Origin of the sequence: Acidovorax sp. FHTAMBA, assembly GCF_038958875.1 — a bacterium.
In the GTDB taxonomy this organism is placed as follows: Bacteria; Pseudomonadota; Gammaproteobacteria; order Burkholderiales; family Burkholderiaceae_C; genus Acidovorax.
The window spans coordinates 3958495-3974934 of the sequence record NZ_CP152407.1 but is presented as its reverse complement, the minus strand read 5'-3'; the positions used below and the strand labels follow the sequence as shown (position 1 = coordinate 3974934).

Genomic DNA, 16440 nt, shown 5'->3' with positions numbered 1-16440 from the left:
TAGGTTGCAATGCTTGTCGGCACATTGACCCTGGTTGCAGGGTTGTGCCAGGTTCCTCACACATTATCCAGAATTCCGCGTATGAGTCTTAAAGAAAACACCCGCATCTGGTTACCCAAGGTGCGCAAGATGGCGTTGAGCTTGCCGATGGCATTGCTGGCGGCCATGGTTCTGGTGGCCATCAACGAGACAGGACACATGCGATCCCAAGGCGCGGTGGAACAGATGACCCAGGGGCAAAACGCCCACCGTGCGGTGAACACTCTTTTGCAGAGCATGCTGGATGCCGAGACCGGCCAGCGGGGTTACCTGCTCACGGGCAACGAGACGTATCTGGAGCCCTACGACAAGGCGGTGGCGAGCGTGCAGACCAACCTGGACCGGTTGCGCGAGCTGTTCATGGATTCACCGCGCGACATGCAGGAGTTCGCGCTGTTGTCGCGGCAGATTTCACGCAAGCTCGCGGAGATGGAGCTCAGCTTGCGCCTGCGCCGCCAGGGCAACGAGGACGCCTGGAAGTTCATCCTCCACACCGATGTGGGCAAGGAGCACATGCAGGCCATCCGTGAGCACGCCAAGGAGCTCATTGCCCGCAGCGACACCTACGTGCGCCAGGGGCGTGAGCAGATCGAGCAATCGCTGATGCTGTCGCGCATCGGCATTGCCACGGTCACTGTCATCGGCCTGCTGGCGTTTTACATGTACCTGCGGCAGGCGCAGGCGCTGCAGGTGGTCAATCAGCGGGAACAGGCCCTGCTTGAACGCGAGCGCGACCGGCTCGAAGGGCTGGTGAAGATGCGTACCGCCACGCTCTCGGAGCTGGCCAACCACCTGCAACAGGTGCGCGAAGAAGAGCGCGGACATCTTGCGCGCGAACTCCACGACGAGCTCGGTGCGCTGCTCACAGCGGCCAAGCTGGATGTGGCGCGGCTCAAGTCAAAAATTGATGCCAACGTGCCCGAGGTGGCCGAGCGGCTCAAGCACCTCACGGAAACCCTCAACAGCGGCATTTCGCTCAAGCGCCGCATCATTGAAGACCTGCGCCCCTCGTCACTGGCCAATCTGGGGCTCACCGCGGCCATCGAAATCCTCACGCGTGAATACGCAGAGCGCGCAGGCATCGAAGTCGAGACCAGCCTGGAAGCAGTGAAACTGCCCGATGCCACGCAACTCACCGTGTACCGCATGGTGCAGGAGGCGCTGACCAACATTGGCAAATACGCCAAGGCCAGCAAGGTGCTGGTGTCGGTGCATGGCTACCCCACCCATGTCGCAGTGCAGGTGCGCGATGATGGCCAGGGATTTGACCCCGCTTCCGTGCGCCCTACGTCGCACGGCCTGTCAGGCATGCGCCACCGGGTGGAGTCTGCAGGGGGGCGGTTGTCCATCACCTCGCAACCGGGCAATGGCACGGTGGTGTCGGCCACGCTGCCGTTGCAGCAGGGCGCGCGTACCAGTAGCTGAGCCTGCAAAGGCGTGCGTGTGCCGCCATTGGCCCACCTCGGCCACTTTCATCGTGACCATGCCCGGCGCGCTGCATGGTTGCCACGTCGCAAGTCCGTCGCTCCGTTTCTTGCGCCTGATTTCCCGCGGGCCCCTGTCCTACACCGGTCCCGCTGCGCCACCGACACGCTCGCGCGCCGGGAACCGGCATCCCGTGCGCCGCAGCCCATCTACAGTCATCTCCAGGCGCTGAAGTTCTGTGCCACCCACCAACGCCGGCACACCGGCCTCTCACAGGAGAAAAGAATGTTGCACTACGCAGTTGTGTTTCTGGTGATCGCGCTGATTGCGGCGTTGTTCGGCTTTGGCGGTATTGCCGCCGGTGCTGTCGGCATCGCCAAGATCCTGTTCTTCGTGTTCATCATCATGGCAGTCGTGACCTTTGTTCTGGGTCTGCTCAAAAAAGGCTAGACGCCTTCTCAGCCCTGTACCCCCACCACCCAAATTTGAAGGAGTTTTCCCATGAGCATCCAAACTGCCACTGACAAGGTCGCCACCACCGCCAAAACCCTGGCCGATGACGTGCTGGCAACCGCCCAGGACGCCGTGCATTCCACGCGCACCGCCGCCAACAACTCGCTGGAAAAGGCTGAAGAGGGCGTACGTTCCCTGCGCAGCCAGACCGACCCGGTGATCGATGACCTGGCCGCCCGCGCCCAGGATCTCGCTTCGCGAAGCATTGGCTACTGCGCTGAAACCAGCGCCCGGGCCCGCCGCCAGATGCAGCACGCAGCCGATGCCACCACCCAATACGTAACGCAACAACCGGGCAAGTCGATGGTGATCGCCGCCGCCTCGGGGGCAGCCCTGGCGACGCTGGTGCTGTGGATGTCCCGCCGCCGCGCCAGCTACTAAGTCATTTCCCACAGTCCGCCGGTCGCGGAGGGTGCAACAGACCGGCAGGCTGCATTTACCCAGCACCCGCGTTCCCAACCTATCTTGAAAAAAGGAAATACCATGAAATACGCACGTGCACTCGCTTTCGCCGCCGTCGCTGGCATGACCATCGTGACGGCGACTGGCTGTTCCGTGGCCCGCAACCAGCAGACCGCGGGTTCGTACATCGATGACGCCGGCATCACGACCGCCGTGAAGGCCAAGATGGCTGAAGACAAGACGGTGTCCGCCACCTCCATCAGCGTGGAAACGTTGAACGGCACGGTTCAGCTGTCGGGCTTTGCCAAGTCCCAGGCCGAAAAGAACCAGGCGGAGGCCATTGCCCGCAACACCAAGAACGTGCGTGAAGTGCGCAACAGCATCGTCGTGCGTCCCTGATAAGGCGCGAGCGCACGCCGGTTGCGGCACCTTCAACGGCAACCACCGTGCGCGGTGAGATCGAAAAGGTTCCGGGGCTTGCTCCGGAACCTTTTTTTCATGGAGGAGCCTGGCGCTTGCAGGTCTTCATTGGCTGGCGCAACTTGCGACTCGCCTCGCTGCATTAAGCTCATCACCATGCGGGTATTCAATTGCGACCATTGCGGTCATCTGGTTTTTTTTGACAGCGTGCAGTGCCTGCACTGCGGTAACGCGCTGGCCTTTGTGCCGGATCAGCTCACGATGGCGGCGCTGGCGCCTGCACCGCAGGACGGGCCCGGGCTGTGGCGCAGGATGGGCGAGCGCGGGGGCACTGCGTACAGTGGGCGGCTTTATCGCATGTGCCACAACCACACGCACTACCAGGCCTGCAATTTCGCCGTGCCCGCCAACGACTTTTCAGACCTGTGCGCGTCCTGCCGTCAGACGCGGGTGCTTCCGTACCTGTCTGACGTCGCCAACCTGGGGCGCTGGAAGCAGATCGAAGCGGCCAAGCGCCAGCTTTTTTACACGCTGGCGCGCCTGGGCCTGGAGCCTTTGCCGGGGCGGCCCGGACCGGTGTTCGAATTTCTGGCGGACATGCCGGGCGCACCTTCTGTCCTCACCGGCCACTCCAGCGGCACGATCACGCTCAACATCGCGGAGGCGGACGATGATGAACGCGCCCGGCGCCGCATTGCCCTGGGCGAGCCTTATCGCACGCTGATCGGTCACCTGCGCCACGAGTCCGGCCATTTCTATTGGGACCAGCTGGTGCGCGACGGGGGTCGCACCGAGGCGTTCCGGCAAGTGTTTGGTGATGAACGCCAGGACTACGCCGCCGCCCTGGACGCGCACTACGCGCTGGGCGGTCATCTGGGGGACTGGGCAGTAAGCCATGTGAGTGCCTACGCCGCCGCGCACCCCTGGGAGGACTGGGCCGAGACCTGGGCCCACTACCTGCACATGCTCGACCTGCTGGAGACGGCGGCCAGCTACCAGGCCAGCGTGACGGTGCCCGACCCGCATGCCGCCACCCGCCACCAGGTGACCGACCCGTTTGCCACGGACCGCCCCGACTTTCAGGACATGGTGCGCCAGTGGGTGCCTCTCACGCTCTTGCTCAACAGCCTCAATCGCAGCCTGGGGCAGCACGATGCCTACCCGTTCGCCCTGTCGTCCGGTGCCATGGTCAAGCTGCGGTTCGTGCACGATCTGGTGCAGGGCCAGGCAGCCGCGCCAGGCAGTGCGAGGGCCATGTCACCGGAAACGCACTAAGCCTAAATTTTTGGTGTTTTAGGCTCTCGGCGCTTGATGAATAAGCGCGAGCAGCTATTTATTTGATAGCAATCAAAATTCAAGGTTGTCAATCAACCGTGTAGTGCCAAGCCGCGCCGCGCCCAGTGCCACCAGCGTGCCTGCCGCGTCGGCGTCCGTCGCTGGCAGCAGGTCGGCACGGCGGCGCACCGTGAGGTAGTCGGGCGCCCAGTTCCGGGCACGCAGGGCGTCCAGGGCCTGGGCTTCCAGGCCGGCGCGGGCGTCCGGCCGCGACAGCCATTGCTGCGCCAGTTGGCCCAATGCCTGCGACAGCGCCACGGCCTCCTGCCGCTCCTGCAGGCTGAGGTAGCCGTTGCGTGAACTCAGTGCCAGGCCATCGGCGGCGCGCTGGGTTTCACCGGCCACCACGTCGATCGGCAGCGCAAACTGCTGCACCATGTGGCGGATCACCATGAGCTGCTGGTAGTCCTTCTTGCCAAACACGGCGGTTCCGCCGGTTTGCCCCAGCACGCACGCAAACAGCTTCATCACCACGGTGCTCACGCCCACAAAGAAGCCGGGGCGAAAGTGTCCCTCCAGCATGTCGGCGAGTTGCGGGTCGGGATGCACCTTGAAAGTCTGGGGCTGGGGGTACAGGTCGGCCTCGCGCGGGGCAAACAGCACGTCGCAGCCGGCGGCCTGCAGTTGGGCGCAGTCGGCATCCCAGGTGCGGGGGTAGCTGTCAAAGTCCTCGTGCGGCAGGAACTGCAGGCGGTTCACAAAAATGCTGGCCACGGTCACGTCGCCCAGTGGCCGGGCCTGGCGTACCAGGGCGATATGCCCCTCGTGCAGGTTGCCCATGGTGGGCACAAAGGCGGGGCGGCGGTACGGTGCGAGGGCCTGGCGCAGGTCGGCAATGGAATGGGCAATCAGCATGGGGTGGGACGGGATCAGAAGAAGAAGGGGAAAGGCTTACCAGGCGTGCAAGGTGTTGTCCGGGAAACGGCCCTGCTTGACGGCCTGCACATAGGCCTCCATGGCGCCGCGCACGCTGCCGGCGTCCTGCATGAAGTTGTGGACAAACTTTGGCATCTTGCCCAGGTTCATGCCCAGCATGTCGTGCAACACCAGCACCTGGCCGGCCGTGCCGTTGCCTGCGCCGATGCCGATGGTGTGGCAGTTCGCCAGCGCCGCCGTGAGGTCGGCCGCCAGCGCTGCCGGCACCATCTCCAGCACCAGCATGGCGGCGCCTGCGTCCTGCAGTTCGTGCGCTTCCTTGCGCAGCGTGCGGGCGGCGTCCTCCGTTTTGCCCTGCACGCGGTAGCCGCCCAGGGCGTGCACCGTCTGCGGCGTAAGGCCCAGGTGGGCGCACACCGGCACGCCGCGCTGCACCAGGAATTCCACCGTGGGCGCTGTCCAGCCGCCGCCTTCCAGCTTGACCATGTGCGCACCCGCCTGCATCAGCACGCAGGCGCTGCGCAAGGCCTGTTCGCGGCTTTCGGCATAGGTGCCGTAGGGCAGGTCGGCCACCAGCCAGGCCGTGCCCTGCACGCGGTGCAGGCCGCGCGCCACGCTGGCCGTGTGGTAGGCCATGGTGTCCAGGCTGACGCCCACCGTGCTGGGCAGGCCCTGGCAGACCATGCCCAGCGAGTCACCGACCAGAATGCACTCCACGCCCGCTGCGTCGGCCACCGCGGCAAAGGTGGCGTCGTAGGCAGTGAGCATGGTGATCTTCTCGCCGGCTTCCCGCATCTGCACAAGGCGCGGCAGGCTGACAGGGCGGCGCTGCGGCAGCGGCGAGGCTGGCGGCAGGGTGCCGTAGGGCGTGGCGGAGACGGTGCTGTGGGCGGTCATGAGGCTTCCAGGGGCGAAATTTCCGCGAGTCTATGCGACCAATAATGGGTGTACTTAGTGGTTTGCGGGCGGGTGGCGCCCGGTGGGGGTTGTTGTGTTCCCGGTATGCTCGCGGCCCATGACGCTTTCGAAATCACCGTTCAAAGACCACGCAGTCACAGACCTGGCCGAGGCCGATGTGGCGCGCGCCCTGGCGGAAGATGTGGGCACTGGCGACCTCACCGCCGGCCTGATCGACCCCGGCCGCCGCGCCCGGGCACGCATCCTGGCACGCGAGTCCGCCGTGATCTGCGGCGCCCCCTGGGCGGAAGCCGCCCTGCGTGCGCTGGACCCGGCTGTGGAAATCACCTGGCATGTGGCCGAAGGCCAGCGCTGTGCACCGGACGAGGTGGTGCTGGAGGCGGAAGGCAATGCGCGCGCGCTGCTGTCGGCCGAACGCACGGCGCTGAACTTTCTGCAGCTGCTGTCGGCCGTGGCCACCAAGACGCGCACCTATGTCGATGTGGTGGCGGGCACGCGCGCCCAGATCGTGGACACGCGCAAGACCCTCCCTGGCCTGCGCCTGGCGCAAAAGTACGCCGTGCGCGTGGGCCGCGGCACCAACCACCGCATCGGCCTGCACGATGCCGTGCTGATCAAGGAGAATCACATTGCCGCCGCGGGCGGCGTGACGGCTGTATTGCGCGCTGCTGACAAGGTGGCGGCGCAGGCGAAGTTCATCGAGATCGAGGTGGAAACACTGGAGCAACTTACCGAGGCCCTGGATGCCGGTGCCAAGATGGTGCTGCTGGACAACATGCCCCTGGCACAGCTGCGCGAGGCCGTGCACATCAATGCGGGCCGGGCGATTCTGGAAATCTCGGGCGGCGTCACGCTCGAAGGCCTGCGCGCGCTGGCCGAGACGGGCGTGGACCGCATCTCGATCGGCACGCTGACCAAGGACGTCAAGGCCACCGACTTTTCAATGCGGCTGCAGGAGTTGTCATGAACACCACCATCCTTCTCAAGGAAGTTGATTACGAACAGCCTGCCGAAGGCGGGGTGTGCGCGACCAAGCACGCCTGGGCGCGGGTGCCGCCCGAGCCCACCCAGGCCGAACGCGTGGCGCTGAAAGACAAGATCCGCCGCCTGCTCAAGGAAAAAAACGCGGTCATGGTCTCGCACTACTACGTGCACCCCGACCTGCAGGACCTGGCCGAGGAAACCGGCGGCATCGTGAGCGACTCGCTGGAGATGGCCCGCTTCGGCCGCGACCATGCCGCGCAGACCCTGGTGGTGAGCGGCGTGCGCTTCATGGGCGAAACGGCCAAGATTTTGAGCCCCGAGAAAACCGTGCTCATGCCCGACCTGGATGCCACCTGCTCGCTCGACCTGGGCTGCCCCATCGATGAATTCAGCGCATTCTGCGACGCGCACCCCGACCGCACCGTGGTGGTGTATGCCAACACCAGCGCCGCCGTGAAGGCGCGGGCCGACTGGCTCGTGACCTCGAGCTGCGCGCTCGACATCGTGGGCGCGCTCAAGGCCGCAGGGCAAAAGATCCTGTGGGCGCCCGACCGCCACCTGGGCGCCTATATCCAGCGCGAAACCGGCGCGGACATGGTGTTCTGGAATGGCGCCTGCATCGTGCACGACGAATTCAAGGCGCTGGAGCTGGAGTTGCTGAAAAATGAGCACCCGCACGCCAAGGTGCTGGTGCACCCCGAGAGCCCTGCCGACGTGATCGCCCTGGCCGACGCCGTGGGCTCCACCAGCGCCATCCTGAAAGCCGCTGGCGAGATGGACGCCACCGAGTTCATCGTGGCCACCGACAACGGCATGATGCACAAGCTGCGCACGCTCAACCCCGGCAAGACCTTTTACGAAGCGCCCACCGCCGGTAACAGCGCCACCTGCAAGAGCTGCGCGCACTGCCCCTGGATGGCGATGAACGGCTTGGCCGACGTGGCCCGCGTGCTGGAGACCGGCGCCAACGCCATCCATGTGGACCCGGCGCTCATCCCCCGTGCACGCCAGCCGATTGACCGCATGCTCGCCTTCACCGCGGCGTTGAAAAAAGGGGAACCTGTGGCCACGCTGGTGCCTCACCTGGGGGCAGTTTAACGATAGTGATGCTTCACTATTGATAGCTGCTAGCGCATACTGGTAAAGCGCTGGAGCCTGTTTTGACTCATATTTCTCGCATTGACTTCACGCCCGCGCTTGACGCAGGGGCGCCGCGCCTGCGCCATGCCTTCGATGTACCCCGCACCGTGCTGGTGGCCCGGGCGATGCACGAAGTGCGCCCCGTGCTCGATGCGGTGCATGCCGCCGCCCAGCGCGGCCAATGGTGCGTGGGCTACGTGCGCTACGAGGCCGCCCCCGCATTCGACGCCGCCCTGCAAACCCATGCTGCGCACGGCCCCCTCGTCTGGTTTGCGGTGTACGACAACGCACAGCCCTGGCCAGACGATGCCACCGCTCCCGCAGCCGCTGATGCCGCCCAGGTGACCTGGAGCGAGGGCCTGACGCGCGAAGACTTTGACGCCGCCCTGGCGCGCATCCAGCGCGCGATTGCGGCGGGCGAGCTGTACCAGGTCAACTACACAGCGCCGTTTGCAGGGCAGCTGCAGCAGGGCAGTGCCGAGGCGCTGTTTGCCGCGCTGCACCGCGCCCAGCCCGGCGGCTACGCCGCGTACATTGACGCGGGCGACGAGCAGGTGCTGTCGGTTTCGCCCGAGCTGTTCTTCGACTGGCGCGAAGCGCCCGAGGGTGGCCACATCCTGGCGCGCCCGATGAAGGGCACGGCCCCGCGCGGCGCCACCCCCGAGCAGGACGCCGCCCACGCCGAGCACCTGCGCACGGCGCCCAAGGAGCGCGCCGAAAACGTGATGATCGTGGACCTGCTGCGCAACGACCTCTCGCGCATCGCGCTGCCGCACACGGTGCAGGTGCCTGCGCTGTTCCACACCGAACCGCTGCCCACCGTGTGGCAGATGACGTCGGACGTCACGGCCCGCACGCGGCCCGGCACCACGCTGGTCGATGTGTTTGCGGCGCTGTTTCCGTGCGGCTCGGTCACCGGCGCGCCCAAGGTGCGCGCCATGCAGATGATCCACGCGCTGGAGCCCGCACCGCGCGGCATCTACTGCGGCGCCATCGGCGTGGTGCGGCCTGCGGGCGCAGCAGGCGCGAACGGTGGCCACAGTGTGGCCGCCACATTCAATGTGCCAATTCGCACCGTGGTGCTACAGGGCCGGGGTGCGCAGGCTGGTGGGGGCGCTGCTGCACATGCGCCCCGGGCCGCCATTTGCGGCATCGGCAGTGGCATCACGTCGGGTGCCGAGGCCGCGGCCGAATGGGCCGAGTGGCGCCACAAGCGCGCCTTTGTGGAGCGGGCCAGTGCGCCGTTCGAGGTGCTTGAAACCCTGGCGCTGCGCGATGGAAAATTTGCCCACGCCGACCTGCACGTGCGCCGCATGGCGCAAGCCGCTGCGCATTTTGGCTACCCGTTCAGCGCCCACGCGGTGCGCCAGGAGCTGCAGATCGCAGCCCTGCAGCACCGCGATGGCGACTGGCGCGTGCGCCTGCTGCTGGCGGCCGACGGCAGTGCGCGTGCCGAGGCCCATGCGCTGCAGGTCACGGCAGAACCTGTGCGCCTGGCCCTGGCCACGCGCCCGTTTGACGACGCGCACAGCGAGTTCGTGCGCTACAAGACCACCCGCCGCGCGCACTACGCAGCCTTTGCACCCACCACACCCGGCGTGTTCGACACCGTGCTCTGGAACGCCGCAGGGGAGATCACCGAAACCACCTTCGGCAACATTGCCGCCCGGCTAGACGGTGTCTGGATTACGCCACCCCTGTCGTGCGGCCTGTTGCCCGGGGTGGGCCGGGCGATGGCCCTGCACGAGGGGCGCGTGCAGGAAGCCGTGCTGCACCTGGACGACCTTCCGAGGGTGCAGGAGTGGGCATTCATCAACAGCCTGCGCGGCTGGCTGGTGGCCATCATGCAGCCCTGAGAGGGCGCGGTTTCCATTCCGCAACGCTTTTACGCGCTTGCTTACACCGCTGCGTGCCGCACCGACACGGCTATAGGACCTGGCCTACAAAACGCCAGTGAGGCTCTTCCAACAATGAACTTGCACACAGTCATTGCGTGCAGTTGTTCAACACTTGTTCAAGGAGCCATCCATGACCCAGAAAAACCCGCAACACCAGCAAGGCCAGCAAAGCCAGCAAGGACAACACGTGAACCGCGAACATGGCGATCAACGCCAGAGCGGCCAGCAACGCCAGGCTGAACAAAGCACCGGCAACAACCCGGGGCGTCAGCAGGGCGGCCACTCCGACATGGATGCCGAACACAGCCAGCGTGATGCGCAGCAGCAGGGTGGACGCCCCTCCAGCAAGCAGCGCTGAAGCGCACCCCACCTGCTCGGCCGTTGTGTGGCATGCGCCGCACAACGGCCCGTCAGCGTGTTTTCCATCCCACAGTTCTTGAGGAGTTCACCCATGCAAACCGTCTCTGATGTCATGACGCGCGGCATTCGCACGCTCGCCCCCACCGACAGTCTCACCCTGGCTGCGCAGGCCATGCGCGAGCTGGACGTGGGTTCCATACCCGTGTGTGACGGGGTACGGCTGGTGGGCATGGTGACCGACCGCGACATCGTGGTGCGCGCCGTGGCGCAAGAGCGCGTGGACGTCCCTCTAAGTGAGGTCATGTCTGAAGGCATCCTGTACTGCCAGGAGGACGAGTCCGTAACGACGGCCATTGCGTCCATGCGGCGCCAGCAGGTACGGCGCCTGCCGGTGGTTGACCGCGAAAAGCGCCTTGTTGGCATTGTCTCGCTGGGCGATATAGCCACCAAGAGCGATGAGGACGACGCAGGCGCCGCCTTGCGCGAGATATCGGAGCCTTCCGAGCCCCACCGCGGCGGACAGTCGGCAGCCAGTGGGCCCGCAGGTGGCGGGCAGACCGTCTGATGACTGAAACATGGGCGTCAAGGGCTGGTGCCCTGGCGCAAAACGGCAGAACCTGAAAGCCCTGTATGAATTCCCCCAGCCTTCTTGACCACGAAGCCGAAGCAGCGAAAGCGGCAGACCACCAGCGCAGTCTGCAGGCGCAGCAAAACCGTGCCGACCGTAACCAGGATCCGGCGGCTGCCAATGAACCACCCCAGTCGCGCGTGGCCCCCGGCCCCGGTCATGAGGAGCCCGCACCACCCCTGCCGCGCCAACAGCTGGACAAACCCGGGCGGGAGAGCGACCTGGACCTTCAACCCCGCTATGAGGCCGAGCACTACCGTGGCAGCGGCAAGTTGCAGGGCATGGTGGTGCTCATTACCGGAGGTGATTCGGGCATCGGGCGTGCGGTGGCCGTGCTGTGCGCACGCGAGGGTGCGGATGTGGCCATTGCCTACCTCGACGAACACGAGGACGCCGAAAAAACCTGTGCCCTGATTGAAGCGGAAGGTACGCGCAGCCTGGCCCTGGCGGGCGATGTGAAAGATGCCACGTTTTGCGAGCATGCTGTGCGCAAGGTGGTGCAGACCTTTGGCAAGCTCAATGTGCTGGTGAACAACGCGGCCTTCCAGGAGCACGCGGCGTCGCTCGAAGACCTCACGGAAGAGCGGTTTGACGAAACCTTCCGTACCAACATCTACGGCTACTTCCACATGGCCAAGGCCGCCCTGCCGTATCTGAACCGGGGCGATTCGATCATCAACACTGGCTCGGTCACCGGCCTGCGGGGCAGCAAGGAGCTGCTGGACTACTCAGCCACCAAAGGCGCGATTCATGCCTTTACCAAAGCGCTGGCCCACAACCTGGTGGAGCGCGGCATCCGCGTGAATGCCGTCGCGCCGGGGCCTGTGTGGACGCCGCTGAACCCTGCCGACAAGGCGCCCGAAGACATCGCAAAATTTGGCGCCAAGACGCACCTGGGACGGCCGGCGCAGCCGGAAGAAATCTCGCCCGCCTATGTGTTCCTGGCCGCGCCCTGCTGCGCCAGCTACATCACCGGCATCGTCCTGCCCATTACCGGCAACGCAGGCGACGGCGCGTAACGGCGCGGGCCAGAGGCTCAAAGGCGCTCTTTGGCGTAGGAGCCTCGGTCCATGTCCACCACCTCGACGCTGAGTTGCACCATCACGCCCTGTGGACGGGGCGTCTGCTCCCGCAGCACCTGGGCAATGCGCTCGGACAATTCCTTCTTGACCTCGGGCGTGCGTCCCGACAGCAGGCGCAGCTGTGCATGCACGAAGGCACGGTGCGCGGGCGCTGTGCCGATTTCAAAGCTGTCGGCCACGATAAAGCGGGTCTTCAGGTCGGCCTCGTCCTGAACCTGGGGGTGGGCGCAGAGGCTGGCGTTCAGCGCGGTCAGGGTTTCCGCTTCGGGGTAGTGGGGCAGGTTGGCGGAATACTCGATGGTCAGGTGGGGCATGAAAGGGTCTCGCTGGAAGGAGGGGGTGGGAGGGTGGGGGCCCGATCCTGCAGGCCACCTGTCCGTGGCATGGTACTGCGCTTGGCTGCCAGCGCGTGCAGGGCCGTCACCAGCTGCGACACATCGCCCGCTGTGTGCGCGCAGGACAGCGCAATGCGCAGCCGCGCCGTACCGGCTGGCACCGTGGGCGGGCGGATGGCTGGCACCCACAGGCCGTGGGCACGCAGGGCGTCCATCACTTCGAGCGCGGCTTCGTTGCTGCCGATCACCAGCGCCTGCACGGGCGTGTGCGACGGCAGCAGGTGCCAGCCCAGGGATGAAGGCAGGGTGGACAGACCGCTGCGCAACTGGGCGATCAACGCGCCAAGGTGCGTACGCCGGTCGTCACCGGCTGCCAGGAGCTGCAGGCTTTCGCGCAGCGCGCACGCCAGCAGAGGCGGTGCTGCGGTGGCAAAGATGTAGGTGCGGGTCTTTTGCAGCAGCCATTCGACCAATGCGGCGTCGCCGGCCACAAACGCGCCTGCCACACCTGCAGCCTTGCCCAGCGTGGCCATGTAGAGCACGCGCCGGGAGGCCTGGGCGCCGGCAAGGCCTGCAGCTGCGAGGCTGCCCCGCCCCTGCGGGCCCAGCACGCCAAAGCCGTGGGCGTCGTCCAGCAACAGGAGGGCGTCGTAGCGCTCGCACAGCGCCAGCAGCGCCGGGATGTCGATGACATCGCCATCCATGCTGAACACGGCATCACTGATCACCAGCTTGCGGCGTGCAGGGCTGGCGGCGAGTTGTGCCTCCAGCGCAGCGAAGTCGGCGTGCGGATAGCGGTGGATGGTGGCGCGCGACAGGCGGGCGCCGTCAATCAGGCAGGCGTGGTTCAGGGCATCGGAGAACAGGGCGTCGCCTTCGCCCACCAGCGCCGGGATGATGCCCGTGTTGGTGGCATAGCCCGCGTAAAAGTACAGCGCGCGGGGCAGTTGCACATAGGCGGCCAGTTCGTGCTCCAGTGCATCGTTGGCGGTGCTGTGGCCGCTGACCAGCGGCGAGCCGCCCGAGCCCACGCCAAACGTGCGCGTAGCCTCGCGCGCTGCGCTGGCCAGTGCGGGGTGGCTGGCCAGGCCCAGGTAGTCATTGCTGCAAAAGGCCAGCATGGGCTGGCCGTTCACCAGCAGGCGGGCGCCGCCTGCGGGTTGCACCACCCGGCGGCGGCGCAGCAGGTGGGCACGGTCCAGGTCGGCCAGGCGCTCGGGAATTTCATCGAGCCACGACGAGGGCGAAAGCGGTGCGCCGGTCATCGCCACGCTTCAGGGAGCTCAACAACCAGCTTGCCCGGCTCGGGCAGGTCCTGGTAGGGCACATCCGCCAGCAGTGGTGCGCCCAGCCGGTCGCGCAGGTAGGCGATGTTTTCTTCAGCGGCGCTCATTTCCGGGTCGATGCGGTTGGCTACCCAGCCTGCCAGGGGCAGGCCCCGTGCGCGGATCGCCTCGGCCGTGAGCAGCGCGTGGCTGAGGCAGCCCAGGCGCATGCCCACCACCAGCACCACCGGCAGGCCGAGGGTCTGCGCCAGGTCGGCGCCAGTCAGCGTGTCGGACAGCGGCACATGAAAACCGCCCGCGCCTTCCACCACCACCGCGTCGGCCTGCGTGGCCAGAGCCTGGTAGCTGCGCACAATGGCGGCGATGTCGATCTGCACCCCTTCGCGTGCCGCAGCAATGTGGGGCGACAGCGGGTCAGTGAGCAGCACCGGGTTGTCCAGTGCGGGGGGCACCGCCAGGGTCGAGGCCGCACGCAGGGCGATGGCGTCTTCGCTGGCCCAGTCGTCTCCCCAGGGCACCACACCCGCCGCCACGGGCTTCATGCCGACCACGCGGGGGTGGTGTGCTGCCAGCGCATGCAGCAGGCCTGCGGATACCAGCGTCTTGCCAACGCCTGTGTCCGTGCCGGTTACAAAGCATCCAATCATCCGTTTTCCTCCTCCAGGGTGGCGTTCAGTGCCGCGAGCGCGCCGTTGGCCAGACATTGCACGGCGTCTTCATCCAGCGCGTAGGGCGGCATGGCGTATACCGTATGTCCGATGGGCCGCAGCACCAGTCCGCGCGCCATGGCGTGCTGGTGGTAGCGGCGCGCAAAGTCGGGCAGCGGCGTTTCCACGTCCCATGCCCAGATCATTCCCATGCGCCGAGCGTGCCGCACGCGCGGGTGGTGTGTGAGTGGCGCGCAGGCTGTGTCGATGCGCTGCGCCAGCGCCGCGTTGGCATGGATCGCATCGGTTTGGTCGAACAGCTCCAGCGTGGCCAGTGCCGCGCGGCAGGCCAGCGGGTTGCCCGTATACGAATGCGAATGCAGAAAGCCGCGCGCCACATCGTCGTCGTAGAACGCGGCATATACCACATCCGTGGTCAGCACGGCCGACAGCGGCAGCGTGCCGCCGGTGAGGCCCTTGGAAAGACAAATGAAGTCGGGCTGGATGCCCGCCTGCTGGTGCGCAAACATGGTGCCCGTGCGGCCAAAGCCTACGGCGATCTCGTCCACCACCAGGTGCACGTCATAGCGGCTGCACAGCGCGCGCGCCAGGCGCAGGTAGTCGGGGTCGTGCATGGCCATGCCCGCAGCACATTGCACCAGCGGTTCAACAATGAATGCGGCGGTGGTGGTGTGGTGCTCCTGCAGCCAGATCTCCAGCGCGGCGGCGGCGCGCCGGGCCACGTCTTGCGCGGTTTCGCCAGGGGCTGCATTGCGCGCATCGGGGCTGGGCACGGTATCGGCCAAACGCACCAGCGGGGCATAGGCCTCGCGGAAGATCGCAATGTCGGTCACAGCGAGTGCGCCCACGGTCTCGCCGTGGTAGCCGCCGGCCAGGCCTACAAAGCGGCTTTTGGCAGGGCGGCCGGTGTTGCGCCAGTAGTGCGCGCTCATCTTGAGCGCGATCTCGGTGGCGGCTGCGCCGTCGCTGCCGTAGAACGCATGGCCCAGGCCGGTGAGGGCGGCCAGGCGCTCGGACAACTCCACCACGGGCGCGTGGGTAAAGCCCGCCAGCATCACGTGGTCGAGCTTGCCCAGTTGGTCCACCAGCGCGGCTTGGATGTGTGGGTGGCTGTGGCCGAACAGGTTGACCCACCAGGAGCTGATGCCGTCCAGGTAGCGCTTCCCATCGGTGCCGTAGAGCCACGGGCCCTGTGCGCGCGCAATGGCCACGGGCGGCTGGGTTTCGTGCCGCTTCATCTGGGTGCAGGGGTGCCAGACGCTGGCGAGGCTGCGGGCCACGAGTCCGTCGTGCGTGGGCTGCATGGTCAGACGCCCTGGGTGGGTACGGCGTGGCGCAGCTCGGTCTGGCGGTTGTGCTCGTCCACGAAGACCAACTGAGGCTGGTGCGTGCCCACCTGGTCTTCATGCACCTGCGCAAAGGCAGCAATGATGATGAGGTCGCCTGCGGCTGCGCGGCGTGCGGCCGAGCCGTTCACCGAGATCATGCCGCTGCCGCGCTGGCCCTTGATGGCATAGGTGACGAAGCGCTCGCCGTTGTTGATGTTCCAGATGTGGATCTGCTCGTTCTCTGCGATGTTGGCGGCGTCCAGCAGGTCTTCGTCGATGGCGCACGAGCCTTCGTAGTGCAGCTCGCACTGGGTCACGGCCACGCGGTGGATCTTGGATTTGAGCAGGGTGCGGAACATCGGCTTCCTTCAGTGAAGTCTGTGAATGGGGGAGGGTCTGCCGGTGGCAGGGCCTTGGTCGGTCAGGGCTGCGGAAAGTCCAGCACGCAGCTGTCGCCCAGCGCTTCGCGCCACACGCGCACGCGGCTCACGCTGGCGCGCAGGTCGGCGGGCAGCGCCTGGGCGATGAAAACGCACAGGTTCTCCAGCGTCGGCGTGCCCAGGCCAGGCACGTCGTCCAGCATGTGGTGGTCCAGCTGCTCGCGCACCACCTCCAGGCCCCTGCGCAGCAGGCCCAGGTCCAGCACCATGCCGGTGGCGGGGTCGCGTGGGCCGCTCAAAAAGACCTCGGCGTGGTAGGTATGGCCGTGCACGCGGCGGCTGCCTTCGGCCTCGATCTCGCGGCGCAGGGTGTGGGCAGCGTCGAAGAAGAAGCGCTGGGAGATGGTGAACAACATACGGGAA

At 66.3% G+C, this 16440-nt stretch carries 19 protein-coding genes; 11 read left to right on the top strand and 8 right to left on the bottom strand.

Annotated features, from left to right (window positions below):
• Positions 1-81 precede the first annotated feature (81 nt).
• The 5 genes from AAFF19_RS18515 (at position 82) to AAFF19_RS18495 (ending at position 4074) form a co-directional block, all read left to right on the top strand.
• Complete coding sequence (locus tag AAFF19_RS18515) at positions 82-1464, top strand: CHASE3 domain-containing protein (RefSeq protein WP_342720755.1); 1383 nt, start codon at positions 82-84, stop codon at positions 1462-1464.
• A gap of 285 nt (positions 1465-1749) precedes the next feature.
• Positions 1750-1914, top strand: a complete 165-nt coding sequence (locus tag AAFF19_RS18510; RefSeq protein ID WP_008903435.1) for a DUF1328 domain-containing protein — start codon at positions 1750-1752, stop codon at positions 1912-1914.
• A 51-nt stretch (positions 1915-1965) separates the two neighbouring features.
• A complete protein-coding gene (locus AAFF19_RS18505; RefSeq protein ID WP_342720754.1) occupies positions 1966-2358 on the top strand; it encodes a hypothetical protein in 393 nt (130 codons plus the stop codon).
• Between the two features lie 102 nt (positions 2359-2460).
• On the top strand, positions 2461-2778 hold the full coding sequence (locus tag AAFF19_RS18500) for a BON domain-containing protein (protein WP_008903437.1): 318 nt from the start codon (positions 2461-2463) through the stop codon (positions 2776-2778).
• Between the two features lie 177 nt (positions 2779-2955).
• Positions 2956-4074 carry a putative zinc-binding peptidase gene (locus AAFF19_RS18495; RefSeq protein WP_342720753.1) on the top strand — a complete coding sequence of 373 codons (1119 nt, stop codon included), beginning with the start codon at positions 2956-2958 and terminating at the stop codon, positions 4072-4074.
• A gap of 72 nt (positions 4075-4146) precedes the next feature.
• Here the strand turns inward: AAFF19_RS18495 and panC are convergent, their stop codons facing one another.
• Complete coding sequence (panC, locus tag AAFF19_RS18490) at positions 4147-4989, bottom strand: pantoate--beta-alanine ligase (protein ID WP_342720752.1); 843 nt, start codon at positions 4987-4989, stop codon at positions 4147-4149.
• 36 nt (positions 4990-5025) lie between these two features.
• Positions 5026-5907 carry a 3-methyl-2-oxobutanoate hydroxymethyltransferase gene (gene panB, locus AAFF19_RS18485; protein ID WP_342720751.1) on the bottom strand — a complete coding sequence of 294 codons (882 nt, stop codon included), beginning with the start codon at positions 5905-5907 and terminating at the stop codon, positions 5026-5028.
• Positions 5908-6025: 118 nt separating this feature from the next.
• Here panB and nadC point away from each other — a divergent pair, with 118 nt between their 5' ends.
• From nadC to AAFF19_RS18455, 6 genes are all read left to right on the top strand, one after another.
• A complete protein-coding gene (gene nadC, locus AAFF19_RS18480) occupies positions 6026-6895 on the top strand; it encodes a carboxylating nicotinate-nucleotide diphosphorylase (RefSeq protein WP_342720750.1) in 870 nt (289 codons plus the stop codon).
• Positions 6892-8010 (top strand): quinolinate synthase NadA, encoded by a 1119-nt coding sequence (gene nadA, locus AAFF19_RS18475; protein WP_182118739.1) that lies wholly within the window; start codon positions 6892-6894, stop codon positions 8008-8010. The genes nadC and nadA overlap by 4 nt, the downstream gene beginning before the upstream one ends.
• A 62-nt stretch (positions 8011-8072) precedes the next feature.
• Complete coding sequence (locus tag AAFF19_RS18470; RefSeq protein ID WP_342720749.1) at positions 8073-9908, top strand: chorismate-binding protein; 1836 nt, start codon at positions 8073-8075, stop codon at positions 9906-9908.
• A gap of 172 nt (positions 9909-10080) precedes the next feature.
• Entirely contained in the window at positions 10081-10308 is a 228-nt protein-coding gene (locus tag AAFF19_RS18465) for a hypothetical protein (protein WP_182118737.1), read from the top strand.
• A gap of 93 nt (positions 10309-10401) precedes the next feature.
• Positions 10402-10875, top strand: coding sequence for a CBS domain-containing protein (locus AAFF19_RS18460; RefSeq protein ID WP_182118736.1), 474 nt, complete (start codon positions 10402-10404; stop codon positions 10873-10875).
• Positions 10876-10940: 65 nt separating this feature from the next.
• Positions 10941-11957: an SDR family oxidoreductase gene (locus tag AAFF19_RS18455; protein WP_342720748.1), complete on the top strand. Its 1017-nt coding sequence runs from the start codon at positions 10941-10943 to the stop codon at positions 11955-11957.
• A gap of 17 nt (positions 11958-11974) precedes the next feature.
• On the opposite strand, the gene AAFF19_RS18450 is transcribed toward AAFF19_RS18455, so the two are convergent.
• The 6 genes from AAFF19_RS18450 to AAFF19_RS18425 form a co-directional block, all read right to left on the bottom strand.
• Positions 11975-12334, bottom strand: coding sequence for a 5-carboxymethyl-2-hydroxymuconate Delta-isomerase (locus AAFF19_RS18450; protein ID WP_182118734.1), 360 nt, complete (start codon positions 12332-12334; stop codon positions 11975-11977).
• Complete coding sequence (gene bioF / locus AAFF19_RS18445; RefSeq protein ID WP_342720747.1) at positions 12322-13620, bottom strand: 8-amino-7-oxononanoate synthase; 1299 nt, start codon at positions 13618-13620, stop codon at positions 12322-12324. The genes AAFF19_RS18450 and bioF overlap by 13 nt, the downstream gene beginning before the upstream one ends.
• Positions 13617-14288 (bottom strand): dethiobiotin synthase, encoded by a 672-nt coding sequence (bioD, locus tag AAFF19_RS18440; protein ID WP_342720746.1) that lies wholly within the window; start codon positions 14286-14288, stop codon positions 13617-13619. The genes bioF and bioD overlap by 4 nt, the downstream gene beginning before the upstream one ends.
• Positions 14285-15613 carry an adenosylmethionine--8-amino-7-oxononanoate transaminase gene (gene bioA / locus AAFF19_RS18435; RefSeq protein WP_342720745.1) on the bottom strand — a complete coding sequence of 443 codons (1329 nt, stop codon included), beginning with the start codon at positions 15611-15613 and terminating at the stop codon, positions 14285-14287. The genes bioD and bioA overlap by 4 nt, the downstream gene beginning before the upstream one ends.
• A 2-nt stretch (positions 15614-15615) precedes the next feature.
• The gene (gene panD, locus AAFF19_RS18430; RefSeq protein ID WP_008903448.1) at positions 15616-15996 is read right to left on the bottom strand and encodes an aspartate 1-decarboxylase; all 381 of its coding nucleotides are present in this window, start codon (positions 15994-15996) and stop codon (positions 15616-15618) included.
• A gap of 62 nt (positions 15997-16058) precedes the next feature.
• The gene (locus AAFF19_RS18425) at positions 16059-16433 is read right to left on the bottom strand and encodes a 6-carboxytetrahydropterin synthase (RefSeq protein WP_008903449.1); all 375 of its coding nucleotides are present in this window, start codon (positions 16431-16433) and stop codon (positions 16059-16061) included.
• Positions 16434-16440: the final 7 nt, after the last annotated feature.